The sequence below is a fragment of the Thiothrix eikelboomii genome (genome assembly GCF_900167255.1).
GTDB lineage: Bacteria > Pseudomonadota > Gammaproteobacteria > Thiotrichales > Thiotrichaceae > Thiolinea > Thiolinea eikelboomii.
Genome location: NZ_FUYB01000005.1, coordinates 120,780 through 145,890, shown reverse-complemented (window position 1 = coordinate 145,890; position 25,111 = coordinate 120,780). Strand labels below are relative to the sequence as shown.

Annotated in this window: 22 protein-coding genes; 15 read left to right on the top strand and 7 right to left on the bottom strand. The window is 45.4% G+C overall.

The annotated features are described in order from the left end of the window. Positions 1–40: 40 nt before the first annotated feature. The 15 genes from B5D50_RS07790 to B5D50_RS07725 all read left to right on the top strand — a co-directional run bounded on the left by B5D50_RS07790 (position 41) and on the right by B5D50_RS07725 (position 16,293). Entirely contained in the window at positions 41–943 is a 903-nt protein-coding gene (locus tag B5D50_RS07790; protein ID WP_078922026.1) for a carbohydrate ABC transporter permease, read from the top strand. A gap of 20 nt (positions 944–963) precedes the next feature. Next, on the top strand, positions 964–1,365 hold the full coding sequence (locus tag B5D50_RS20490; protein ID WP_200807056.1) for an ABC transporter permease family protein: 402 nt from the start codon (positions 964–966) through the stop codon (positions 1,363–1,365). Then, on the top strand, positions 1,349–1,813 hold the full coding sequence (locus B5D50_RS20485) for a carbohydrate ABC transporter permease (protein WP_200807055.1): 465 nt from the start codon (positions 1,349–1,351) through the stop codon (positions 1,811–1,813). Before B5D50_RS20490 ends, B5D50_RS20485 begins: the two co-directional genes overlap by 17 nt. Positions 1,814–1,903: 90 nt before the next feature. Next, on the top strand, positions 1,904–3,637 hold the full coding sequence (locus tag B5D50_RS07780; protein WP_078922025.1) for an IlvD/Edd family dehydratase: 1,734 nt from the start codon (positions 1,904–1,906) through the stop codon (positions 3,635–3,637). A gap of 51 nt (positions 3,638–3,688) precedes the next feature. Then, a complete protein-coding gene (locus B5D50_RS07775; RefSeq protein ID WP_078922024.1) occupies positions 3,689–4,480 on the top strand; it encodes an SDR family NAD(P)-dependent oxidoreductase in 792 nt (263 codons plus the stop codon). Then, on the top strand, positions 4,477–5,409 hold the full coding sequence (locus B5D50_RS07770; RefSeq protein ID WP_078922023.1) for a 2-dehydro-3-deoxygalactonokinase: 933 nt from the start codon (positions 4,477–4,479) through the stop codon (positions 5,407–5,409). The genes B5D50_RS07775 and B5D50_RS07770 overlap by 4 nt, the downstream gene beginning before the upstream one ends. Beyond that, positions 5,397–6,005 carry a 2-dehydro-3-deoxy-6-phosphogalactonate aldolase gene (locus B5D50_RS07765; protein WP_078922022.1) on the top strand — a complete coding sequence of 203 codons (609 nt, stop codon included), beginning with the start codon at positions 5,397–5,399 and terminating at the stop codon, positions 6,003–6,005. The genes B5D50_RS07770 and B5D50_RS07765 overlap by 13 nt, the downstream gene beginning before the upstream one ends. Beyond that, a complete protein-coding gene (locus B5D50_RS07760) occupies positions 6,002–6,862 on the top strand; it encodes an SMP-30/gluconolactonase/LRE family protein (protein WP_078922021.1) in 861 nt (286 codons plus the stop codon). Before B5D50_RS07765 ends, B5D50_RS07760 begins: the two co-directional genes overlap by 4 nt. Beyond that, positions 6,859–8,811, top strand: a complete 1,953-nt coding sequence (locus tag B5D50_RS07755; protein WP_200807054.1) for a beta-galactosidase — start codon at positions 6,859–6,861, stop codon at positions 8,809–8,811. Before B5D50_RS07760 ends, B5D50_RS07755 begins: the two co-directional genes overlap by 4 nt. 209 nt (positions 8,812–9,020) lie before the next feature. Beyond that, a complete protein-coding gene (locus B5D50_RS07750) occupies positions 9,021–9,938 on the top strand; it encodes a carbohydrate ABC transporter permease (protein WP_200807053.1) in 918 nt (305 codons plus the stop codon). Between the two features lie 12 nt (positions 9,939–9,950). Further along, the gene (locus B5D50_RS07745) at positions 9,951–10,841 is read left to right on the top strand and encodes a carbohydrate ABC transporter permease (protein ID WP_078922020.1); all 891 of its coding nucleotides are present in this window, start codon (positions 9,951–9,953) and stop codon (positions 10,839–10,841) included. A gap of 78 nt (positions 10,842–10,919) precedes the next feature. Continuing rightward, complete coding sequence (locus B5D50_RS07740; protein WP_078922019.1) at positions 10,920–12,221, top strand: ABC transporter substrate-binding protein; 1,302 nt, start codon at positions 10,920–10,922, stop codon at positions 12,219–12,221. Positions 12,222–12,331: 110 nt separating this feature from the next. Then, positions 12,332–13,735: an alpha-glucosidase/alpha-galactosidase gene (gene melA / locus B5D50_RS07735; RefSeq protein WP_078922018.1), complete on the top strand. Its 1,404-nt coding sequence runs from the start codon at positions 12,332–12,334 to the stop codon at positions 13,733–13,735. Continuing rightward, positions 13,732–14,805: a LacI family DNA-binding transcriptional regulator gene (locus B5D50_RS07730; RefSeq protein ID WP_078922017.1), complete on the top strand. Its 1,074-nt coding sequence runs from the start codon at positions 13,732–13,734 to the stop codon at positions 14,803–14,805. Before melA ends, B5D50_RS07730 begins: the two co-directional genes overlap by 4 nt. Positions 14,806–14,826: 21 nt before the next feature. Further along, a complete protein-coding gene (locus B5D50_RS07725; protein WP_078922016.1) occupies positions 14,827–16,293 on the top strand; it encodes a glycoside hydrolase family 32 protein in 1,467 nt (488 codons plus the stop codon). Positions 16,294–16,365: 72 nt separating this feature from the next. Here the strand turns inward: B5D50_RS07725 and B5D50_RS07720 are convergent, their stop codons facing one another. The 7 genes from B5D50_RS07720 to ileS all read right to left on the bottom strand — a co-directional run bounded on the left by B5D50_RS07720 (position 16,366) and on the right by ileS (position 24,985). After that, positions 16,366–17,553 (bottom strand): ABC transporter substrate-binding protein, encoded by a 1,188-nt coding sequence (locus B5D50_RS07720; protein WP_078922015.1) that lies wholly within the window; start codon positions 17,551–17,553, stop codon positions 16,366–16,368. Between the two features lie 21 nt (positions 17,554–17,574). Then, positions 17,575–18,972 (bottom strand): branched-chain amino acid ABC transporter permease, encoded by a 1,398-nt coding sequence (locus B5D50_RS07715; protein ID WP_078922014.1) that lies wholly within the window; start codon positions 18,970–18,972, stop codon positions 17,575–17,577. Continuing rightward, positions 18,969–19,982 (bottom strand): branched-chain amino acid ABC transporter permease, encoded by a 1,014-nt coding sequence (locus tag B5D50_RS07710; protein ID WP_078922013.1) that lies wholly within the window; start codon positions 19,980–19,982, stop codon positions 18,969–18,971. The genes B5D50_RS07715 and B5D50_RS07710 overlap by 4 nt, the downstream gene beginning before the upstream one ends. Positions 19,983–19,984: 2 nt before the next feature. Then, complete coding sequence (locus tag B5D50_RS07705) at positions 19,985–20,692, bottom strand: ABC transporter ATP-binding protein (protein ID WP_078922012.1); 708 nt, start codon at positions 20,690–20,692, stop codon at positions 19,985–19,987. Further along, positions 20,689–21,483, bottom strand: coding sequence for an ABC transporter ATP-binding protein (locus tag B5D50_RS07700; RefSeq protein WP_078922011.1), 795 nt, complete (start codon positions 21,481–21,483; stop codon positions 20,689–20,691). Before B5D50_RS07700 ends, B5D50_RS07705 begins: the two co-directional genes overlap by 4 nt. Positions 21,484–21,654: 171 nt before the next feature. Beyond that, positions 21,655–22,185 (bottom strand): signal peptidase II, encoded by a 531-nt coding sequence (gene lspA / locus B5D50_RS07695; RefSeq protein WP_200807052.1) that lies wholly within the window; start codon positions 22,183–22,185, stop codon positions 21,655–21,657. Beyond that, a complete protein-coding gene (ileS, locus tag B5D50_RS07690; RefSeq protein WP_078922010.1) occupies positions 22,178–24,985 on the bottom strand; it encodes an isoleucine--tRNA ligase in 2,808 nt (935 codons plus the stop codon). The genes lspA and ileS overlap by 8 nt, the downstream gene beginning before the upstream one ends. Positions 24,986–25,111 lie beyond the last annotated feature (126 nt).

Below are 25,111 nucleotides of genomic sequence, written 5' to 3'. Positions count from 1 at the left end.
AAAGCATTAGATGCTTTCTACTTTTGGATTATGAATCAATATGACTTCATCTACTAATACTCAAAAAACCTTTTGGCAACGCCATCGCTTAACCCTGACCCCGTGGCTTTTCTTATTGCCCGGATTAGTTATGTTTTTGCTATATGTCATATTACCTATTTTTCAATCCATTCTAATCAGTTTTTATGAATGGGATGGTTTAACCGTAGCTAAGTATATTGGCTTAGCAAATTATCATGAGCTTTGGCAAGATGATGCATTTTACACTTCCTTGAAGAATAATTTAATTTGGTTAATCTTATACATGCTGGCTATTCCAGCAGGCCTAACTATTGCTTTATTTCTAAATCAAACTGTTTTTGGTATTAGGCTTTATAAATCATTATTCTTTTTTCCTTTTGTCATTAGTCAAGTGGTGGTAGGGCTAGTGTTTGCATGGTTCTATGATCCTAGCAATGGTATTTTAGCGGTGATTTATCAAGCCTTTGGTGGCAAGCCACCTGCCATCTTAGCGGATGAGCGTTATGTCACTTACGGCATTATCGCTGCTGGGCTTTGGCCTCAAATCGCCTATTGCATGATTTTATATTTAACGGGTTTAAATAATGTTGCGCCGGAACAAATAGAAGCTGCACGCTTAGATGGCGCTAAAGGGTTTAGAATGCTTTGGCATGTCATTTTGCCTCAGTTACGTCCGGCTACTTTTATTGCAATAGTAGTAACAGTCATCGGAGCATTGCGTTCTTTTGATCTGATTTCAATTATGACTCAAGGTGGCCCTTATGGTTCATCTAGAGTATTAGCGTATTACATGTATGAAACAGCTCTTTCAGAATATGGCTATCGTATGGGTTATGGGGCTGCTATTGCTGTAGTACTCTTTTTAATCATGATGGTTTATATCTCCTTTTTTCTCTGGCGTATGTACCAGCAAGAAAAATAACCCTATAGGATTAACCCGCTATGTTTCCACGTCCTATTGAAAGCTTATCGCCTAGAGCGCAATGGATTTATAAATTATCACTGCCTATCGTACTAATTATTTGGTTATTGCCCTTAGTGGCAGTGCTACTCACTTCCATTCGTGATCCGGGCGATATTACTGCGGGTAATTACTGGGGATGGCCAACTAGCTTTAATTTATTAGAAAACTACTCAGCCGTTTTTAACAACTCACCGATTGCTCACTACATTTTAAACTCATTTAAAATCACCATTCCTACGGTGATTATCGCTGTAAGTATCAGCTGTATGACAGGCTATGCGCTAGCGATTTATAAATTCAAATATAGTGTATTACTGTTCTTTTTATTTGTAGCAGGTAATTTTGTACCCTTTGCAGATCTTAATGGTTCCGGTGCGTGACTTCTCAGTTAAAACCGGATTATACGACACCATTACAGGCTTGGTTTTATTTCATGCTGCTTTTCAAGCTGGATTTTGTACTTTATTTATGCGCAACTTTATTAAAGCACTGCCCTTTGATTTAATTGAATCAGCGCGGGTAGAAGGAGTCAGTGAATTTAAAATTTTCTGGTATGTGGTGCTACCCTTAGTACGACCTGCGATTGCAGCTTTATCCGTATTAATTTTTACTTTTGTATGGAATGACTATTTTTGGGCTACTGTTTTAGTCCAAGGTGATAATGCTATGCCAGTAACAGGAGGATTAAAATCCTTAAATGGACAATGGATTGCCCAATGGCACTTAGTATCCGCTGGTTCTATCATCGCTGCGCTTCCTCCAGTAGCCATGTTCTTTTTAATGCAAAAACACTTTATTGCTGGCTTAACTTTAGGAGCAGTTAAATAAATGAAACAGTTATTAAATCTAGAGCCTATTCTTTTATTATTAATTTACCCTGCTCCTCTAAAATCATTAAAAGGTGAGCGAGTCTAAACTATGAGTACTGACAACACTAATAAGCCTGTATTACGGAGTCGTCATTGGTATGGCAAAACGGATAAAGATAGTTTTATTCATCGCTCTTGGATGAAAAATCAGGGTTTCCCCGATCATGCTTTTGATGGTCGCCCAGTGATTGGTATTTGCAATACGTGGTCAGAATTAACGCCCTGCAATAGCCATCTACGCACTCTAGCCGAGGGTGTTAAACGGGGAGTTTGGGAAGCTGGAGGGTTTCCGGTTGAGTTTCCGGTGATGTCTTTAGGGGAAACTCAAATTCGCCCCACCGCCATGTTGTATCGCAATCTACTCTCGATGGATGTTGAGGAGTCAATTCGCGCTTATGGGATGGACGGTGTGGTACTCCTCGGCGGCTGTGATAAAACCACTCCGGGACAACTGATGGGGGCAGCTTCGGTTGATTTACCCACTATCGTTGTCTCATCAGGACCGATGTTAAACGGTAAATGGCGTGGCAAAGATATTGGCTCTGGCACGGATGTGTGGAAATTTTCCGAGGCGGTACGGGCAGGCGAAATGTCAATGGCTGACTTTATGGCCGCTGAAAGTGGTATGTCACGTAGCCCCGGTGTCTGTATGACGATGGGTACAGCCTCGACGATGGCAGGACTGGTCGAAGCGATGGGCTTAAGTTTACCGCATAATGCAGCCCTACCCGCTGTCGATGCACGGCGGATGGCTCTAGCACATATGACTGGAAAACGCATTGTGGAAATGGTCAAAGAAGATTTGCGTTTAAGTAAGGTACTGACTCGTGCGGCTTTTGAAAATGCCATTGTCACTAATGCGGCGATGGGTGGCTCAACTAATGCAGTCGTGCATTTGCTAGCCATCGCGGGGCGTGTGGGAGTGCCATTAACCCTAGATGACTTTAGTACCTATGGTGCAGATGTACCGTGCTTAGTGAACTGTATGCCGTCAGGTCAGTATTTAATGGAAGACTTTTGCTATGCCGGCGGGATTCCAGCCCTATTAAATAGCATTCAACACTTATTACAAGGTGCAGCCCCAACAATCATGGGTCAGGCGATTAGCAGTTATTGGCAAGCAGCCGAAAACTTTAATCCCGACGTGATTCGCCCACTAAATAACCCGCTGCGAACAGCAGCAGGGATTCGAGTACTTCGAGGGAATATTGCGCCACGCGGTGCGATTATTAAACCCTCTGCAGCCAGCGAGCATTTATTGCAACATGAAGCCGAGGCGTATGTCTTTGAAAGCATCGAAGACCTCAAAGCGAATATTGACCGCCCTGATTTACCCGTGGATGAAAATACGATTTTGGTATTAAAAGGTTGTGGCCCGAAAGGTTATCCGGGCATGGCCGAGGTTGGGAATATGCCGATTCCACGTAAATTAGTGGAACAGGGAGTACGCGATATGGTGCGTATCTCGGATGCACGTATGTCGGGTACGGCCTTTGGCACGGTGATTTTGCATGTTACACCCGAAACTCAAGCGGGAGGGCCTTTAGGCATCGTTCAAACCGGAGATCGGATTCGGATAGATGTGTTTAAGGGTGAGCTGAACTTATTGATTAGCGAAGACGAGTTAGAACAGCGCTTGGCAAATTGGCAGCCGCCCGTCATTCCATTTACCCGTGGTTATTACAAGCTCTATATTGATCATGTCATGCAAGCCGATACAGGTGCGGATTTAGACTTTTTAGTGGGGCGTAGTGGCAGTGAAGTCAGCCGTGAATCCCATTAAATTAAATCCTATCAAATTTAACTCACTGAATAATCTGGACTAGGAGGCTTTATGACCACTGAGCTTACTTCTGCAACACCTACTTATACGTTTGCCGATTTGCAAGGTAGCAGTGTATTTATTACCGGCGGCGGCTCAGGAATTGGGGCAGCACTCACTGAGGGTTTTTTGCAGCAAGGCGCAAAAGTGGCCTTGGTACAGCGCACTGATGCTGGCGAATTTTGCGATGCGATGGAGGCTAAATATGGAGTACGCCCGCTCTTTATTCTGTGTGACATTATCGACATTGAAGCCTTGCAAGCCGCTCTACAACAAGCGGTTGATGCTCACGGTAGGATCAAAGTATTGATTAATAATGCCGCTGTAGATAACCGTCATAGTCTGCAAGACTATACAGTAACGGATTGGAATCAATCACTGAATGTGAATCTGCGCCCCCATTTTTTTACTGCGCAATGGGTAGCAGCAGGTATGAAAGCATCAGGAGGTGGCTCTATCATTAATTTATCCTCAATTTCTTACCTGATGGGTAACGCGGGTTACCCCGCTTATGTAGCAGCCAAAGCCGGGATTGTCGGTTTAACACGCGGTTTAGCCCGTGAATTAGGGGTGGACAATATTCGTGTTAATGCCCTACTCCCCGGCTGGGTCATGACCGAGCGGCAAAAAGAATTATGGGTGACTCCAGAAGCCTTAGATGAACATCTGGGTAAACAATGCTTGAACATGCTCTTGCAACCTGAGGACATGATTGCCCCCACTCTCTTTTTAGCCTCAGAAGCCTCTCGAGCTATGACCGGACAAGCCTTGGTGGTGGATGGTGGCGTGGTGGTGACAGGATGAAGACCGCCCTACCCAACATGACTTGGATCGCCGTCGATTGGGGGTCATCATTAGTGCGGGTTTGGGCGATGGATGCACAGGGCAAGGTAGTAGCGACCCAGCAAAGCTCGCAAGGCGCCAATCGCCTGCAAAACACTGAGTATGAAGCGACGCTTTTAAACTTAATCGAACCTTGGTTAGAGAATCATCAATCAGTTCCGGTATTAATTGCGGGTATGGCTGGGTCGCGCCAAGGCTGGCAAGAAGCCGCGTATTTAAACCTCCCTTGGTCTTGGGCAAAGCAGGCGCAATCAACCTTTGTTGTTACACAAGACTCGCGTATTCGGGTCTATCTTCTTTCTGGCTTAAAGCAGCTGCATCCCCCGGATGTGATGCGCGGTGAAGAAACACAGGTCATAGGCTTATTGACGCAACAACCTGATTTTAATGGTGTGGTCATTTTGCCTGGTACGCACTCTAAGTGGGTAAGGTTACAAGAAGGTGTGATTCAAGCCTTTCATACCTGTATGACCGGAGAGTTATTTCAACTGCTCTCTGAGCAATCCATGTTACGCCACTCTGTAACTACTCAAACATGGGCAGCAGAGTCCTTTGATGCTGCTTTTTTAACTGCTTTAGCACAACCGGCGCAACTGAGTTATCGGCTTTTTAGTTTGCGTGCTGAGCATTTATTACTGGATACCAAAGCAGATGCTTTGCGCACCAAGCTGTCTGCTTATCTCTTAGCTTTAGAAATAGCGGCCATGCGTGAACAAGGTTTAATCCAAGCTGAGCTACCCTTGGCTCTAATTGGCAATTCTAGATTGGGGCAGTTATATGCCCACAGTTTGCAACTATTAGGGATGAAGGCAACTCGGTTCGATGGGGAAGCTTTAGTACAAGCGGGTTTATATCGGGCTTATCAGGAGTTAGGTTTATGCGTCAATTAGTTGCCATTCTACGCGGTATTCAGCCTAGTGAAGTATTAGCGGTAGGTGAGTGTTTAATAGCAGCTGGTATTACCCAAATTGAAGTACCGCTTAATTCACCTGAACCGTTTAAAAGTATTGAATTGCTCGCAACCGTCTTTGGTTCACAAGTCCTAATTGGCGCGGGTACGGTGTTGACAGTCGCGCAAGTGGAGCATGTACACCAAGTTGGTGGCCGCTTAATCGTCTCACCGAATTGTGACCCCGCTATTATTAGCCGTACTCGTGAGCTTAATATGGTGAGTTTACCCGGAGTATTTACCGCCACCGAATGTTTTGCAGCCCTACAAGCAGGTGCGAATGGCTTAAAGTTTTTTCCAGCTTCTCTATTAGGTTTGAGTGGATTGAAAGCTTTAAAAGCCGTACTACCCCAAGAGGCTCAATGCTTTGCAGTAGGAGGAGTGGATGCACCTGATTTTTCAGACTGGTTGAAAGCGGGCATTACAGGCTTTGGTATAGGCACCGCTTTATACCGTCCCAACGACAACCTAGATAGCGTTAAGCAAAAAGCCGCTGCCTTAGTTCAAGCCTATGATCAAGCGCGAGGTAGCCTATGAGTGTGACTGTTTTTCAAGACTGCCATTGCCAATTAGGTGAAGGCACTTTAGGTACAGAAGATACGCTGTATTGGTTTGATATTTTAGCTAAGCGCTTTTATAGCTGTGATCTGGCGACTCGTTCAGTGCAAGAGCGTTCGTTTAATGAGTATTTTTCGGTGGCTGCTAAGCTAAAAAATAGCGGCTTATTACTCGCTTCTGAAACCGGATTATGGCGCTTAAGTACTTTTACTAGTGAGCTTGAAAAGCTGGTGGACTTAGAAGCTGCTAATCCTATGACACGCTCCAATGATGGGCGGGCGGATCGTCAGGGTGGCTTTTGGATGAGTACGATGGGCAAACAAGCCCAAGATCGAGCGGGAGCTATTTATCGCTATTATCAGGGTGAAATAGTACAGCTGCGAGCTAATATTTCTATTCCCAATGCGATTTGCTTTTCCCCCTCCGGTGAATACGCTTATTTTGCTGATTCTAAATTAGCGCATATTTATCGTTGGACTTTAGATTCAGCCGGTTGGCCTGTGGGCGAGCCTAGTTTATGGGTGGATTTATCGGGTACTCATATAGAACCCGATGGTGCGGTGATTGATCATCAAGGATTTATGTGGAACGCACAGTGGAACGGCTCTCGAGTCGTGCGCTACAACCCTGAGGGTCAGATTGATCAGATCATTAAACTGCCTGTTTCGCGTCCTACCTGCCCTACTTTTGGAGGACCTGATTATCAAACTTTATTTATTAGCAGTGCGATCGCTGACTTGAGCGCTGATGAATTGAGTCAACAACCTCAAGCGGGAGCCCTATTAGCTTATTCATTATCCATTGCGGGTTTACCTGAGCCGGAGGTAAGACTATGAATCCAATGAAACCGAGTGTAGGGGTGTGTTATTACCCTGAACATTGGCCGGAAACGCAGTGGGCTGACGATGCCCAACGGATGGTAGAAACTGGTTTGCAATGGGTACGCATTGGTGAATTTGCGTGGAGTCGCCTTGAACCTCAACCTAATCAATTTAATTTCGCATGGCTAGATCGAGCCATTGCTACACTGGGTCAGGCGGGGTTAAAGATTATCTTAGGCACTCCTACCGCTACACCACCACGCTGGATGCTGGAAAAACACCCCGATCTGTTGCCCGTCGATCAAACCGGGCGGGTGCGGGGCTTTGGCTCAAGACGGCATTATGATTTTTCTCATTTAGGCTATCGTGAGGAAGCCGCACGGATTACTCGTGTATTAGCTGAGCGCTATGGGCAAAATCCGTATCTGGGTTTTTGGCAAATTGATAATGAATATAGTTGTCATGATACAACCCTCTCTTATTCGGCTGCGGCTTTAGTTGGATTTAGAGCATGGTTAGCAACACGCTATTCCACTATTGAGACACTCAATCAAGCTTGGGGTAATGTGTTTTGGTCTATGGAGTACGCTGATTTTGCTGAAATTGATCTCCCTAACCTGACGGTAACTGAGGCTAATCCTAGCCATTGGCTCGATTTCAGACGTTATGCTTCTGATCAAGTGGTCGCGTTCAATCAAGCTATGGTCAAAGCGATTCGTGAGTTTGACCAAAATACCCCCTTACTACATAACTATATGGGACGTACCACTGATTTTGATCATTTTAAAGTGGGTAATGATTTAGAGGCTGCCAGTTGGGATAGTTATCCCTTGGGGTTTTTAGAGGATCGCTCGGAAGATCCGGTTGAGTGGAAGCTGGCCTTTATGCGCCAAGGTGATCCTGATTTTCAAGCCTTGCACCATGATTTATACCGTGCTGTTGGCAAAGGACGTTGGTGGGTGATGGAACAGCAACCCGGTCCTGTGAATTGGGCACCATTTAATCCAGTGCCGTTAGCTGGCATGGTGCGATTATGGGGGTGGGAAGCGATTGCACACGGAGCGGAGGTGGTTTCTTATTTTCGCTGGCGGCAAGCTCCCTTTGCTCAGGAGCAAATGCATGCGGGTCTACTACGCCCTGATAGCGAACCAAGCCGTGCTTTAGCCGAAGTCAAGCAATTAGCCCAAGAGTTAAAACAACATCCTGACTTTACTACTAAGCCTGCACCCGTTGCATTAGTGTTTGACTATGAGTCGGATTGGGCTTGGACGACACAACCTCAGGGTAAAACCTTCAGCTATTTTCGCTTAGTATTCGAGCACTATCGAGCCTTAAGGCGTTTAGGTTTATCCATTGATATTTGCCCACCGAGTACCACTGATTTTAGTGCTTATTCACTGGTACTCGTTCCGGGCTTAATGGCTTGGACGCAGAGTTTAAAAGCAGCCTTACAAACCACCAAAGGTTTAGTCGTATTAGGTGCACGCACTGGATCGAAAACTCGTGATTTTCAAATCCCCAACTGTTTAGCACCCGACTGCCCCGAATTGATTAATCTTAAAATTGCTCAAGTGGAAAGTTTACCCCCGAGTTACACTGAAGAATTATTACAAGGTGGACTTATTAAAAACTGGCGCGAGTACTTAAGCCTGCCCCAGGACACCTCTATTTTACTCAGTAATTTAAAGCATGAGCCGATTGCTGTTCGGCAAAATAAGGTTATTTATTGTGGGGCATGGTTAGATTTAGAAGGCTATCTGCAATTATTAGAGCCTTTATGTCATGAGTTAGGTTTAACGACCATCCGCTTACCGGATGGCTTACGTTTAAGGCAATTGGGTCAAGGGGTGGTTGCTTTTAACTATGCCAGTGAAACTTATGATTTAAGTTTGTTAACTGGTTTTAGCTTTGACAAAACCGAAGTGAAAGCAGCTGATCTAGCCTTTGGACGGATACTTAAGTGAAATCTGCGCTAACAGCCCTGTATCCCGTGATCACATTTGTGGTTAGAACTGTGATCGTACCTCCTCGCTGAGAGCACCAAAATTTAATTTTTAGCTAATAACCTTAAGTACTTGCATAACTAGGGGCTAATCTTTTACACTAAAACTAACACGAGTTACTAACCCGCGTTAATTACTCAGGTTAAAGACTAAGGAGGAGGATTCCATTGGTGAAAACATTATCGCCTGTGTCATTTTTATGGCAACCGTTTAGTCCTGGGCGACGAACAGAAACCTTGACTGGCTATGCGCTGATTTTGCCAGCTTTGATTGGTTTTTCATTATTCTATGCACTGCCACTATTTCGGGCTTTTGAGTTAAGTTTTACTGACTGGAATATGCTCCGTGCTCCACGCTTTATTGGTTTTGATAATTATATTCAAATGTGGCATGACGGGCGTTTTTGGAATGGCATGAAACTGTCACTCTATTACGTATTATTAAACATCCCGTTACAAACAGCACTGGGCTTATTTCTTGCCGTTGCAATGGATCGGCTTACTCGCTCGATTGTTGTACGCTCTGTGATTCTCTTGCCCTATTTATTATCTAATGTTTTAGTTGCCTTAATTTGGCTGTGGATGCTTGATCCTCTATTAGGCATTGTCAATTCAATGATTACCTCATTAGGTTTTGAGCGACATGCTTTTTTAGGTAGCCCCTCAGAAGCACTAGCGACTATTGCTGGAATTAATATCTGGCGACACATGGGGTTAGTTGCAATTTTATTCTTAGCCGGCCTACAAAATATTCCTCGCTATTTATATGAAGCAGCAATCATTGAAGGGGCGAGTGAATGGCAAATGTTTAGGCATATCACCCTGCCTTTATTACGCCCTGTAATGGTTTTCGTATTAGTGACCAGTGTGACGGGTTCGTTCCAGATTTTTGATACGGTTGCAGTAACAACGGCAGGTGACCCTTATGATAGTACGAATGTCATTGTGCATTATATTATTCAAAACGCCTTTAGCTTTTACAAAATGGGCTATGCCTCGGCAATGTCAATGGCATTGTGTTTAGTGATGGTGTTATACACCCTTATTCAAATGCGCATGATGCGAGCCTCAGAAAGTGATTTAGCCTAAGGAGTCCGCTCAATGAGTCACCTATTTGCACGCTTAAACTGGTTTTGTATTATTTGTTGGTTAATCTTAGCCGTCATTTTAGTTATTACGGTCACACCTTTATGGATTATGCTCAAAACCGCCTTAATGCCTAGCAGTGAGGTCTTTAATTACTCGACTTCATGGTGGCCAAATAACCCTACACTCGTCAATTTTGAGCGTGTCTTGGGGCTATTGAGTACCGAGGAAAGCTTAAAAGCTGGTGGATCAGGTGCTAAAGTGAACTTTTCTCTGGCGATGCTTAACTCCATTATTTTCACCGGCATTATTGTCATTATTCAAACGGCCAGTGCTGCTGCCGCTGCTTATGCCTTCGCTCGCCTACGCTTTCCGGGTAGAAGTGTTCTTTTTGGTTTATTCGTGGCCTCGATGATGATTCCGGGAGTGGTCACGTTTATTCCCAACTTCATTCTGATTCGGGACTTAGGTTGGCTGAATACGATGATGGGGATGGTCGCACCCTTTTGTCTGATGCAGGGATTTTCCGTGTTCTTTTTACGCCAATTCTTTCTTGCTCTACCTAAAGAACTAGAAGAAGCTGCTTATATTGAAGGCGCATCCCATTTTTATATTTTCTATCGCATCGCTATTCCTTTAAGTATTACTCCATTGATCACGATTGCAACTTTAATCGGAATTAATATGTGGAATGAATTTTTGTGGCCTTATTTAGTAGCTAAAGATGAAGCACATCAAGTACTCACGGTTGCATTACAAGGTTTTAAATCTCAAACCCCGCAAGGACAACCCGACTGGACAGGTTTAATGGCAGCTACCGCTATTTCTGTCTTGCCCACGATTGGTCTACTACTCATTTTTGGACGAAATGTCGTGGAATCCATTCAATTTAGTGGGAGTAAGTAAATTAAATATTTTCACACTCGAATTTAGCATTCTAATTTAGCAACCTAATTTTACTATTTTACTCTGGAGGAGAAAGCGATGAAACTTAACTATCTAATCACCACCACTTTAGCGCTAACGAGTTGCCAATTGGTACAAGCTGCTGAAGTCAAATATATGCTTTGGGACTCTAATCAACTTCCTGCTTATCAACAATGTGCAACAGACTTCCAAGCTAAAAATCCTGATATTAGTATTAAGATTACTCAAGCAGGTTGGAATGATTATTGGACTGCAATTTCAACTGGATTTGTATCTGGCACTGCACCGGATGTCTTTACGAATCACTTAGCTAAATACCCTGAATTTGCTAAAAGTGAGCAGCTCGTTGATTTAGCCCCACTCATTACCCGTGATAAAGTTGCAAATGATCAATATGAGGCAGGGCTTTATGAGGTTTGGGGACGTGATGGCAAGCAATATGGCCTACCCAAAGACTGGGATACCATTGCTTTTATCGTCAATATGGATATTGCTAAGCAAGCCGGTGTCAGCTTAGAAGAACTACAAAATATGGAGTGGAATCCGAAAGATGGTGGCTCGTTTGAGCAAGTTATCCGCAAGCTCACTTTAGATGAAGCGGGTAATAATGCTAGCAGTGATAAATTCGATAAGTCTGAAGTCAAAGTCTATGGTTTCCAAACTCCGGGCGGCGGTGGCATGATGGGTCAAACCGAGTGGAGTTATTTTGCTGTTTCTAATGGCTTTAAGTTCCATGATAAGGTTTGGGACAATAAATATTATTATGATGATCCTAAACTGGTTGAAACTATTAGCTATTTAGCGAGCTTACCCGATAAAGGAATCTCTGCTCCTTATGAGCAAACTAAATCATTAGGCCCTGATGCTATGTTTGTAGGGGGTAAAGCCGCAATGATTCCCCAAGGCTCATGGATGATTAGTTATTTTAAAGATAACGCTAAATTTCCGACTGCATGGGTTCCCTTGCCTAAAGGTCCGAGTGGTCAACGCGCTACCATGTTTAATGGTTTAGCAGACTCGATTTGGGTGGGTTCTAAAGTGCAAGAAGAAGCGTGGAAATGGGTTAAATATTTAGGCTCTGCAGATTGCCAAGCTGTGGTAGCCACTAAAGGTGTGGTCTTCCCTGCCATTAAAGGTATGGCTGAAAAAGCGATGGAAACACAAAAAGCAGCGGGAGTAGATTCCTCAGCTTTTATTGTTATGTCTAAAGAAAAAACTTTCCTTGCCCCGATTGCTGATAATGGCTCACAAGTAGATGATCTAATGAAAATCTCTTTGGAATCTATTTTTATTGGCAAAGTCGATCCAGCGACTGCATTGAAAGAAGCGAATACCAAGATTAATGCTTTAGGCCAGTAATTAAGGCTTGTTAATAGCGAGTAACACTCGTATTGCTCGCTATTAATACCTTTATCATCAGGCAGGAGCAGAACTTGCTAGTTAATGTTTAAAAGGATTAAATGAATTAAATGACTGTTAAAATCACTTTAATAGGCGCGGGTAGTGCGGTTTTTACCCGCAATTTACTAGGCGATATTTTATCATACCCAGAACTTGCTCAGGCTGAAATCGCTTTACATGATATTGATGAGCATCGTTTGCAACTCTCAGTGATGGTCGCTCAGCGCGTAGCCGACACGGTAAAAGCACAACCTAAGATCACTGCTACCACGGATCGGCGGGCTGCGTTAGAGGGTGCACAATTTGTTATTAATACGATTCAAGTCGGCGGTTATCGTCCGGGGACGATCCGTGATTTTGAAATTCCTAAACGTTATGGCTTAGAGCAAACTATTGGCGATACTTTGGGGATTGGCGGCATTATGCGAGCTTTGCGCACTATTCCAGTTATGCAAGCCATGCAGCAGGATATGGATGCCTTATGTGCGCCTAATGCACTTCATCTAAATTATGTCAACCCGATGGCTATGATTACCTGGGCCTTAAATAAAGCCGCTCAGCGAGTCCCCACCGTTGGTTTATGTCATAGCGTCCAACATACTCGCCATGAATTAGCCCATGATTTAGGTATTCCAGAAGAGGAAATTCTATTTGAATGTGCAGGCATTAATCACATGGCGTTTTTCCTTAAATTTGAACATCAAGGGCAAGACCTTTATCCACGGTTAAACGAAATTTATCGTAATCAAGCCATGCCCGACTGGAATCGGGTACGTTATGAAATGATGCATCAATTAGGCTATTTTGCTACCGAATCGAGTGAGCATTTTAGTGAATATGTACCTTGGTTTATTAAGCAAGGGCGTGAAGATTTACTCAAAAAATATAATATCCCTTTGGATGAGTATTTAGGGCGCTGTCGAGTCTTTGAACATGCTTGGCCTTATATTGAAAAAGAGCTGAACCGACCTAACTCACAACAATCAGCTGCTTTATTAGCTGAGCTACAAGCTGCTAATATTCATGTGATGGAGCGTGAAATTACCAATGCAACCCATTTATTAGATGGTTTACATGAGGTCAGGCGCTCAGTGGAGTTTGGTAGCTCCATCATTCATTCGATGGTAACTGGCCAGCCACGGGTGATTCATGGCAATGTATTAAATGAACATTTGATTGATAATTTGCCGCAAGGCTGTGCGGTCGAAGTGGCTTGTTTAGTGGACCGCAATGGGGTACAGCCGACGCGGGTCGGTAAATTACCGATACAATTAGCGGCATTGATGCGGACTAATATCAATGTACAAGAACTCGTGGTCGAGGCTCTAGCCACTGAGAATCGTGAGCATGTCTATCATGCGGCAATGCTCGACCCACATACTTCAGCGGTTTTGGATCTGCAACAGATACGTGCGATGGTGGATGAGTTATTATTAGCCCATCGTGATTATTTACCCTCTTTCTTACAATGAATGTAATACCTAATCCAATCGTTACTCAAGCCGCTACTAGTGCAGATGTGGCTAAATTAGCTGGTGTATCGCGTACTACGGTGTCATTTGTCTTAAATAATCGCCAAGGGATGGCGATTAGTGAGGCAACACGCCAAAAAGTACTCGATGCAGCGGCTGTCTTGGGCTACACACCCAATGTGGCTGCACAAATGTTAGCACGTGGCAGTACCGCAACGATTGGCTTAGTCATCCCTAAATTAAGCCATTTATATGTTGATGTGTTTTTGGCGCAGTTGGTGGCGAGTGTCAATGAGGCTTGCCATCGCTTAGGCTTAAAACTATTGATTGAATCCACCGAAGACGAGGGGCGTGAGCCGGGCAGTTTTGTGAATTTAATCAAAGGTCGGCATATTGATGGCTTGATCGTGTGTAATCCACGGCATGAAGAACATCAACATTTAATGCTGTTAGCCGATGCGGATATTCCCTTAGTGGTCTTAGGGGCGGGTGAGCCTGAATTAGAGGCTTATGTCACCTTGGGGAATGATACTTATGCCGCCGCTTGCGTGGCCATGCAGCATTTAATCGACTTGGGGCATCAACGGATTGCTCATCTTGGGTTTGCTTCCAGTGAGTTTTTGGCGGCTAATAATCGTTACCGAGGCTGGCGTGATACCTTAATGGCTCAGGGGATAAAACAATTAGATGAATTAGTCGCCTATGGTGATCTGAGCGCTGAGAGTGGTTATCGAGCCATGCAGGAAATCCTCCAGCGCCAAATCCCTTTTACGGCGCTCTTTGCGGGTAATGACACGCTAGCGTTTGGCGCGATGAAAGCACTGCGCGAAGCTAAGTTACGGATTCCCGATGATATTGCCTTAGTCGGTTACGATGATATTCCCTTAGCCGCTTTTGCTGATCCCCCTCTAACAACTATTCGCTCGGACCCCGCTAAGCACGGTCAATTAGCCATGACACTCTTAAATCAGCAACTCGCCGGCAAGGAACGTTTAGAGCGTAAGCATTATTGCGAGCCATTTGAGCTGATTGTGCGTGCTTCCTGTGGTGCCAAGCGGCCAAGCACTTAAACGCTAAGGATTCTATTCACCATGCCTGAGCCAATAATTCGGTACAACGAACCTTATCGCCCGCAATTCCATTTTTCTGTGCCGAGTCACTGGATGAATGATCCGAATGGTTTAGTCTGGTATCAGGGCATCTATCATTTGTTTTATCAATACAAACCCGATCAAGGCCAAGGCGCTTTACATTGGGGGCATGCCACCAGTCAAGACCTATTACATTGGGAACATCAACCGCTGGCGCTTTATCCACACCCTCGGTTAGGCATGGTGTTTTCTGGCTCTGCTGTTGTTGATCATACAAATAGTGCAGGTTTTCAACCCCCTGATCACCCTCATCCTGCAATAGTTGCGATCTTTACTCATGCCTCTGCTCAAGGGCAGGTACAAAGTTTAGCCTATAGCCTTGATGCAGGGGTCACTTGGCAAGAATACGCCCATAACCCCGTACTCACTCAAGCAAATAGCCCGGATTATCGAGATCCTAAAGTCTTTTGGTATCAGCCTTATCAGCACTGGGTCATGGTATTAGCGGAAGGCCATCAAATCGGGGTTTACACCTCTACTAATTTAATCCAATGGCAGTTACAACAAGCAATTACTGACCCTAGCTGGCAAGCCTTTGGCATCTTAGAAATGCCAGATTTAGTGTCCCTTAGTGTCACACCGGATTCAGAGCGCTATTGGGTACTACAAGTAGGTGTACAAACCGGAGCACCTAACGGTGGTTATGGTACGTTTTATTTAGTGGGTGATTTTGACGGCTATCAGTTTCTGTGTGCTCATTTAGCAAAAGTGCATTGGAATGAGTGGGGGCCCGATTGTTATGCGGGGCAAAGCTGGTCTAATTTATCGAATGACCAAGCTTGTATCAGTATCGCATGGCTTAATAATTGGCATTATGCCCGCGATTTGCCGACTTCGCCTTGGCTAGGTTCCCTGACTTTACCGCGCCAACTCAAGCTCATTCGTCATCAACACCAGCTGTATTTAACTCAAACACCGCTGAATGCACTCAAGCAACTGATTAACTCCACCCAACAGCTTGAGCGACAAACCATCCAAGGCACTCAACATCTAACTTCGCAGTTACCGCCTTTAGCTTGCTTACACTATCAATTCAACTGGTCAACCACCCCGACCGAATTAACCATTTGCTTACATAATCAGGCGGGTGATCAGCTTGAATTCATTTACCAAACTCCCACTCAGGAGTTCATCCTTAAGCGGCACTCTCAAGCAAAACTGCCTCTCCCTTCGGAACTCAGCCAAGATATTATAGCCCGCTTGCCTTGGTCAACTAATAGCCTAAATTTGCAAATCCTACTGGATACTAACTCTATTGAAATTTTTATCGAACAGGGCTTAGTGGTGATTACTGCCTTATGGTTTGGCTCAGCACCGCTAACACATTGCAACGTGGTATCGCATACAACCGTCGAGTTGAAAGGCAGCGTCGATCAATTAAACTCAACGCTCAACAAAAACCTATAAAACTCTATAGAAATTCATGAAAAAAGGGTGAGATTAACCCACCCCTTTTTAAACCCTGACCAACTTTGAGGCTTAATGAATCTTCAACGACTCAAATTTGCCACCTTTAATTTCCATTTCACGATAAGAACCGGGTACATCACCCGCATCATCGAATTCGACATTAGTCGCACCGACATAATCGACATCTTTGCCTTCAGCCAATAGCTTTAAGCCTTTAGCTAATTCGCCGGGGAAAATTTTCTCGCCCGGTGCATTCGCAACTTCGGCAATTTTGGCTTGAACTGCTGCACGATCAGATGATTTAGCGGCTTGCATCGCTAGGGAGATTAAAGCGGCTGCATCATAGGATTCACCACGATAAGGGCCACCCTTTGGATCAATCTTGGCACCTTCGGCAATCTTGTTCCAAGCTTCTGCACCTTCGTACTCACCACCCGCCATCGTCCCGAAAGAACCCTCGATATTTTTGCCTAGGTCAGCCGCAAACTTTTCACCCACCATCCCATCAGCCAGAATGAAGCGCTTATAAGCACCGGTATCTAAAGCATTTTGAACGATGCCTTTTCCACCTTGATCTAGATAGCCAAATACCACTAAATCTTTAGCACCCGAAGCCGCTAAAGCTGCAACCTCAGCCGCATAATCCGCTTTACCATCTTCGTGAGCTGCGTTGATCGCGATCTTACCACCTAATTTCTCATAAGCTTTTGAGAAGGACTCGCTCAAGCCTTTACCGTAGTCATTATTGGTATAGGTGATCGCTACTTCATTAATCCCACGATCTTTCACGATCTGGGCTAGGACTTCACCTTGACGTGCATCCGAGGGTGCAGTACGGAAGAAAAAGCCCTTGTCAGCAATCGCGGTCAAAGCGGGTGAAGTTGCAGAAGGAGAGATCGCTAATACACCATTCGGGGCAGCAACATTATTGACAACTGCCGTGGTTTCACCGGAACAAGAAGCACCGACAATAGCAGCCACTTTCTCAGAGGTGACTAAACGCTCAGCGGCTGCTGTCGCTGCTGCCGCATCCACACAAGAGGAATCAGCACGAACCACAGCAATTTTTTTGCCATCTAATAATGCACCTGAATCTGAAACTTCTTTAAACGCCAATTCCGCAGAAGCCGCCATATTCGGCGTTAAGGATTCGATAGGCCCGGTGAAGCCCATCAAGACTCCAACCTTAATATCCTCAGCAACAGCAACACTGCTCAGGCTGGCCATAATCGCGGTTGCTAACAGTAATTTTTTCATGTGTGTTCTCCTCATTATCAATCAAGCTTGCCTGTTTTGCTCAGGCAATAATCCCCATGGGCTAAAGCGCATTACCAATAGCAATACCGCCCCCATAATAATAACCCGCATGTATTGCGCACTATCCAATAAATGTTTACGCAATCCACTGTCATCCCCCATCCCTGAGGTCAAAACATCCATTAACCAAAAACCGACCGGCTCTGCTTCAACCCAGATCAACCAGACTAAGAAGCCACCCAGCACAGCACCTAGATTATTACCAGAACCACCGACGATCACCATTACCCAGATCAAAAAGGTGAAACGTAAGGGGCTATAAGAACCCGGCGTAAATTGTCCGTCTAGGGTTGCAAGCATCGCTCCTGCAATTCCCACCACCGCAGAGCCTAAAATGAAAATCTGCAAATGGCGACCTGTCACATCCTTGCCCATCGCATCCGCAGCGACTTCATTATCCCGAATCGCCCGCACCATCCGTCCCCACGGTGAATCGAGAGCGAGGACACACAATTGCAAGATAATAATTAACACTAAAGCAAACAGGCCTGTATAACAGAGTTTTACAAAAATACTAGCACTATCCACAACCAGTGACTGTAAGACTGTCGCATACTCGTTAGAGTTCAGTCCGGCTAAACTACCTGCATTGATGCGCTCAACTAAATTGATAAACCACGGTGTTTGTTGCAGCTCAAGCTCATAAGGAACTGGGCGCGGCAAACCCGTCACATTTTTTACTCCACGAGTCAGCCAATCCTCATTGCGCATGACCGCCACCAGAATCTCAGAAATACCTAAAGTGGCTATCGCTAAATAATCTGAACGCAAACCCAGCGCAATTTTACCAATCAACCAAGCTGCCGCCGCTGCGAGTAAGCCACCTACCATCCAAGCCAAGACCACGGGTAGACCTAAGCCCCCTAAATAGCCCGTACTGGCTGGATTCACAGCCTCAATCGCAGTCACCCCAGGATCCAAAATAGAGCGGCTGAGCACCACGCCCAGAATCACCACCAAGGCTATCGCCCAACCATGCCAGCGTTTACCTTTTAGGAGCTTATGCACAAACAGGGCTGCACTCAGGGTTGCAAGTATCGCCAACAAAGCGAATAAAACACGAGTACCGCCCGCTTGCCACGCTTCCTTCACCGGGGGCATCGAAATAATGATCATGGCTAAACCACCTAAAGCTGCAAAGCCCATAATCCCAACATTAAATAAACCTGCATAACCCCATTGGATATTGACCCCCAAGGCCATCAACGCAGAAATAATGCACAGATTAAGAATAGTGAGCGCTAAAGCCCAAGACTGTGTAACCCCGATGAGAATCAATAAACCCGCCATCACTAAAAAGGCGATGCTAGCGCGCACCGTATTATCCTGCAGGGGCTGACTGGATGGACGCTGACTCATAGCACTTTCCCCTTAAAGATACCTGTTGGTTTCACTAATAGAACGATGACTAAGATCACAAAGGACACTGCAAATTTGTATTCGGTGGAAAGTAATTGCACCAAGCCATCCGGTGCTAAATCCGGTGGAAGAAGATAAGTCAGCACCTTTTTATAAGCATAAGTCACAATCACTTCAGAAAAGGCAATAATAAAACCACCCACGACCGCACCAATCGGCTTACCAATCCCACCAACAATCACCGCCGCAAAAATCGGCAACAACAAATTATAATAAGCCAACGGCTTATAGCCTTTATCTAAGCCATAGAGTACACCTGCAACGGTAGCTAGGGCAGCGGTAATAATCCAAGTGATACGCACAATCCGATCTGGATTAATCCCTGAAAGCAAGGCTAGATTTTCATTATCGGCATAAGCCCGCATCGCTTTACCCGTTTTGGTACGCTGCAAAAACCAAAATAATAAACCGACTAAAATTAAAGCCAGCAAAATAGTGAGTGCTTGTGAAGTACGAATCACTAAGGCTTCATCCAAACCTGACCAAGCTCTAAACGCATCGGCTGTGAGAAAAAAGCGTTCGCCATCTGCAAAGTTTTGATCATTCGGCCCCAGCAATAAGCGTACTAGACCGTTCATAATAAACATGACACCCAAGGACGCCATCACAAAGGTAATCGACTTACTCCGCTGAGTTCGGTAATAGCGATACACATAACGGTCAGTCGCCAGTAGCAGCCAAGAGGTCACTAAAATCCCGACAGGTAAGGCTAATAATGCTGTCGGCAGCGGCCCTAAACTAACCCCAAGCGATTGTAGCCACCAAGTCATCATAATCGTGATAACGGTGCCAAACGCCATTGTTTCGCCCTGAGCAAAGTTAGAAAAGCGCAGCACACTATAGATCATTGTCACCCCGAGCGAACCCAAAGCTAATTGGCAGCCATAAGTTAACGCAGGGATAAAGACGAAATTGGCGAAAACCACTAAGGCATTTAAAAAATCCGTCATGGTTAACCTCCTAGGAAGGATTTGCGAACGATAGGATCAGCTAAGAGGGCTTGGCCTGAGCCAGTGTGCTTATTCTCGCCCATCACCAGCACATAACCACGATCAGCAATTTCTAAGGCTTGGCGTGCATTTTGCTCAACCATCAACACCGCCATACCTGTCGATTTCACTTCCAAAATCCGATCAAATAATTCGTCCATCACAATCGGCGAAACCCCAGCGGTTGGTTCATCCAGCAGCAAAACCGTGGGTTTGGTCATCATGGCACGGCCGACAGCCACTTGTTGACGCTGCCCCCCTGATAATTGCCCCGCCAATTGATAGCGCTTTTCTTTTAAAATGGGAAATAAATCATAAATTTGCCCCATCGTATCCTGATAGTCATCAGTACGCAGAAAAGCACCCATTTCTAAATTTTCTTCTACGGTCATACTGACAAACACATTTTCAGTCTGCGGCACAAAAGCAATGCCTTCACCAATTCGAGCTTGTGGTGCTAAATGAGTAATATCTTTGCCATCTAAAGTGACCTTGCCTTCCTTGAGATTCAGCAAACCCAAAAAGGACTTCATAGCAGTCGACTTACCTGCCCCATTTGGGCCGACAATCACCGCAATCTCACCTTTATCCACGCTGATATTGCAACCGTTCAGAATACTCGGGCCACTTCCATAACCACCGGTTAGATTTTCACCCACTAAATAAGTCATGCTGCTTCCCCTGTTTTCATCAAGCCCTTATTTTTCAGCCCACGCCCTAAATAAGCTTCAATGACTTTTTCATCATTTTTTACTTGATCTGCAGTCCCTTGCATGAGCACCGTACCTTCAGCAAGAACTACGACTGGATTGCACAGCCGCGAGATAAAATCCATATCGTGCTCAATCATGCAGAAGGTATAACCCCGTTCTTGATTCAAGCGCAAAATCGCATCGCCAATCTCACCTAACAGCGTCCGATTCACCCCTGCCCCGACTTCATCCAACAACACAATGCGTGCATCCACCATCATCGTGCGCCCTAGTTCGATCAGCTTTTTCTGGCCGCCGGAAAGATTACCGGCTTTTTCATGCATGACATGCGAAATTTTTAAAAAGCGAATCACATCCTCAGCACGCTCGCGGACTTGCTCTTCTTGCTCGCGGATTTTTTTACGATGAAACCAAGTGTTCCACAAGTTTTCACCAAGTTGACCGGAAGGCACCATCATGAGGTTTTCAAGCACACTCATGCTGGAAAACTCGTGGGCAATTTGGAAGGTTCGAAGCAGACCTTTGTGGAAGAGTTCATGTGGCTTAAGGCCGGTCACCTCTTCACCATCCAGAAAGATTTGCCCCGAAGTCGGCGGATATAAGCCCGCAATCAGATTAAATAAAGTAGATTTGCCAGCCCCATTCGGGCCGATCAGGCCTGTAATCGAGCCTTTTTCTATTGTGAGTGTCGCATGATTAACCGCTTTTAAGCCGCCAAAATGCTTCGATACATCGCTAACTTCAATCATACTCGACTCCTCCACTTGAGTTGGTGAAAAGCACTAGACTCTCCACCAAGCAGACACGACCTATAATATATTGCTCTCTCCTAGCAATATATAAAATACTTAAAGCTTAAAATATTTAACTTTAAAATAAACCAGTCGTCTAGTCAAAAACTTAGAGGATAGAGTGACGCCCTACTCCATTCGATCCGATGCAAACAAACTCATGAATACTAAAATGGCTGCCCCTAAGGTAATGGCTATATCGGCGACATTAAAAGTCGCAAAACGATAATTTTCCATTACAAACGGGATGTCAAAATAGATGTCAATAAAATCAATTACTTTGCCATATAGTAGCCGATCAATCAGATTACCAACAGCCCCACCGAGCACTAAAACTAAGCCTAGTGCCGTCCAGTTTCGTCCTTTAGAAAGCTTGCGTAACCAGTTAATGATAAAAATCACCACTACAATCGCTAAACCGGCAAAAAACCAACGCTGCCAGCCACCTTGGCCACCGAGGAAACTAAAGGCAGCACCATAATTATACGCTAGGGTAAAATTAAGATGCGGGAAGACTGAATAGGGTATACCGAACTCTAGATTGGCTTCTGCCATCCACTTAGTTAATTGGTCAATGGCGACCACTACCGCTGCAATCCATAACCAAGAGAGCATGCCACGCTGCTCGTCGATACGTGATAAAGATCGAAAACTACGCATACTCACGGCACTCACCTGCACCTGCTACATTTTCAATACAACGCCCACACAACTCAGGATGGTTCGAATCCGCTCCAACCTCAGGGGTATGATGCCAACAGCGCACACATTTGCTGGACGCAGAAACACTCACTACCGCTTGCAAGGTATCCATCAAACTCTCCGCCTCGGCGGGGGCTAAACCGTGATGCAAACGTGCTGCAGAGGTAATAAAGACAAATTTTAGTTCATCACCCAGCTTCGCCAAAGCCTTGGCTTGCTCACTGTTTCCTGAGTCATATAAGTCGACTTCAGCTTCTAAACTAGAGCCAATTTTACCATTAATACGCAGATTTTCGAGTTGCTTACTTACCGCTTCACGGGCAGCAAAAATATGCTCCCAATCCCTAGCCGTGACGGTTTCATGTGCCTCCAAAGGGAATAGCCCCTCATACCATTGCATGAACACCACATACTCTTCGCTTTCCCCCGGCAAATACTTCAAAATTTCTTCCGCCGTAAAACTTAAGATTGGGTACATCCAACGCAACATGGCTCGCAAAATATGCCAAGCCGCAGTTTGTGCCGAACGCCGTCCAAGGCTATTCGCCTGCATGGTATATTGGCGATCTTTGGTGATGTGCAGGAACAAGCTACTCATTTCTACTGCACAAAAACGTTGAATTTCCTGGGATACCAAATGGAACTGATAACGATCATAGGCAGCAATAATCCGCTGCTGAGACTGATACGCCTGATCCACCGCCCAACGATCCAAGGCCAGCATAGCCTGCGGCGCGACAATATCGTTCGCAGGATCAAAATCACCTAAATTCGCCAATAAAAAACGCGCCGTATTCCGAATGCGCCGATAGGCTTCGGTATTACGCTTGAGGATTTCATCCGATAGCGTCATTTCGCGGCTGTAATCGGCTGAAGCGATCCACAAGCGTAAAATATCGGCACCCAGCTTATTCATAATATCTTGTGGCTCAATGCCATTGCCTTTCGACTTAGACATTTTTTCGCCTTTCGCATCCACTGTAAAGCCGTGGGTCAATACAGCTTTATAGGGCGCAAAATCATGCATCGCCACCGAGGTTAAGATCGACGAATGAAACCACCCCCGATGCTGATCTGAGCCTTCCAAATACATATCAGCGGGGAAACGTAAATCGGCACGGGTTTCTAAGACCGAGAAGTGCGTAGTCCCAGAATCAAACCAAACATCTAAAGTATCCGGTACTTTAGTGTATTGATCGGCCTCAGCACCTAGGACTTCAGCTTTATCGAGCGCAAACCAAGCATCAATCCCGCCTTGTTCGATACGCTGTGCGACTTCCTCAATCAAAGCTTCAGTATTCGGATGCAACTCGCCCGTTTCTTTATGAATAAACAGTGCAATCGGCACACCCCAAGTGCGTTGCCGCGAAATACACCAATCTGGGCGATTGGCAATCATGCCTTCAATTCGTGCTTGCCCCCAATCGGGTACCCATTGCACTTTTTGAATCGACTTTAAAGTTTGGTCACGCAAACCCAAGTTATCCATACTCACAAACCATTGGGGAGTCGCACGGAAAATCAATGGGGTTTTATGCCGCCAACAATGCGGATAACTGTGTTTGAATTTGCTAGAAGCGAGTAAAGCGCCGTGTTCTTTTAAAATCTCAATCACATGGGGATTAACCTTGTGAACCGACTCACCCGCAAAATACTGAATACTCGGCTGGAAGCTACCATCATCTAATAAGGGATTCCCCACGGGTAAACCATAGCGCTGCCCGACCACAAAGTCTTCTTGACCATGAGCAGGCGCGGTGTGTACGGCCCCGGTACCCGCCTCTAGCGTGACGTGCTCGCCTAAAATAATCGGAACTTGCTTAGCCAAAAACGGATGGTGCAATAACCAGCCTTCTAACTCAGCACCTTTAGTAGTGGCGAGTACCGTATAAGCTTCAATACCAGCACGCTTCATGACCTCAGCGAGTAAACCTTCTGCCACGATCACGCGCTCATTACCGGCTTGTACGACCACATAATCTAAGTCAGCATTTAAGGCAACCGCTTCATTAGAAGGCAAGGTCCAAGGTGTCGTGGTCCAGATGATGACACTCACGCCACCTGCACCCTGAGCAGTGGGCAGCTTAGCTAATAAGGCCGCTTCATCGACAACTCGGAAACGCACATCAATCGAATAGGATTGCTTGTCTTCGTATTCAACTTCCGCTTCTGCCAAGGCCGAGCCACAATCGGTACACCAATGCACCGGCTTAGCACCTTTATACATATGTCCGCTGAGGGCAATTTTACCCAAAGCCCGCACTATGCCTGCTTCGGTATGAAAATTCATGGTCAGATAGGGGTTATCCCAATCACCTAGCACCCCTAAGCGCTTAAAATCACGGCGCTGAATTTTAATCTGCTCGGTGGCAAATTGGCGGCACGCTTTGCGAAATTCAGCAGCATCAACTTTCACGCCCACACGCCCAATCTGATCTTCGACTTTTTTCTCGATAGGTAAGCCGTGGCAATCCCAACCCGGCACATACGGCGCATCAAATCCTGCCATCGTGCGGCTTTTAACAATAATATCTTTAAGGATTTTATTGACAGCATGGCCTAAATGAATCGCGCCATTGGCATAAGGTGGGCCATCATGCAAAATAAACTTAGGTCTACCGAGCGCTTTCTGGCGCAGTTTTTGGTATAGGCCTGCTTGCTCCCAGTGCTTTAGCATCTCTGGCTCACGCTTAGCCAAATCGCCGCGCATTGGGAACTCGGTGGTTGGCAGGTTGAGCGTATGCTTATAATCCGTCATCGTGCAATCCTATTGATGTTGTTGACTCTGTGCGCATAATCGGCGAAGAATACCAAGTTTTCAGATAAAAACCGATAGGCTTAATGCATGGCGGGCTGTTTCCATGCAAAATACTCCATCGGCAAT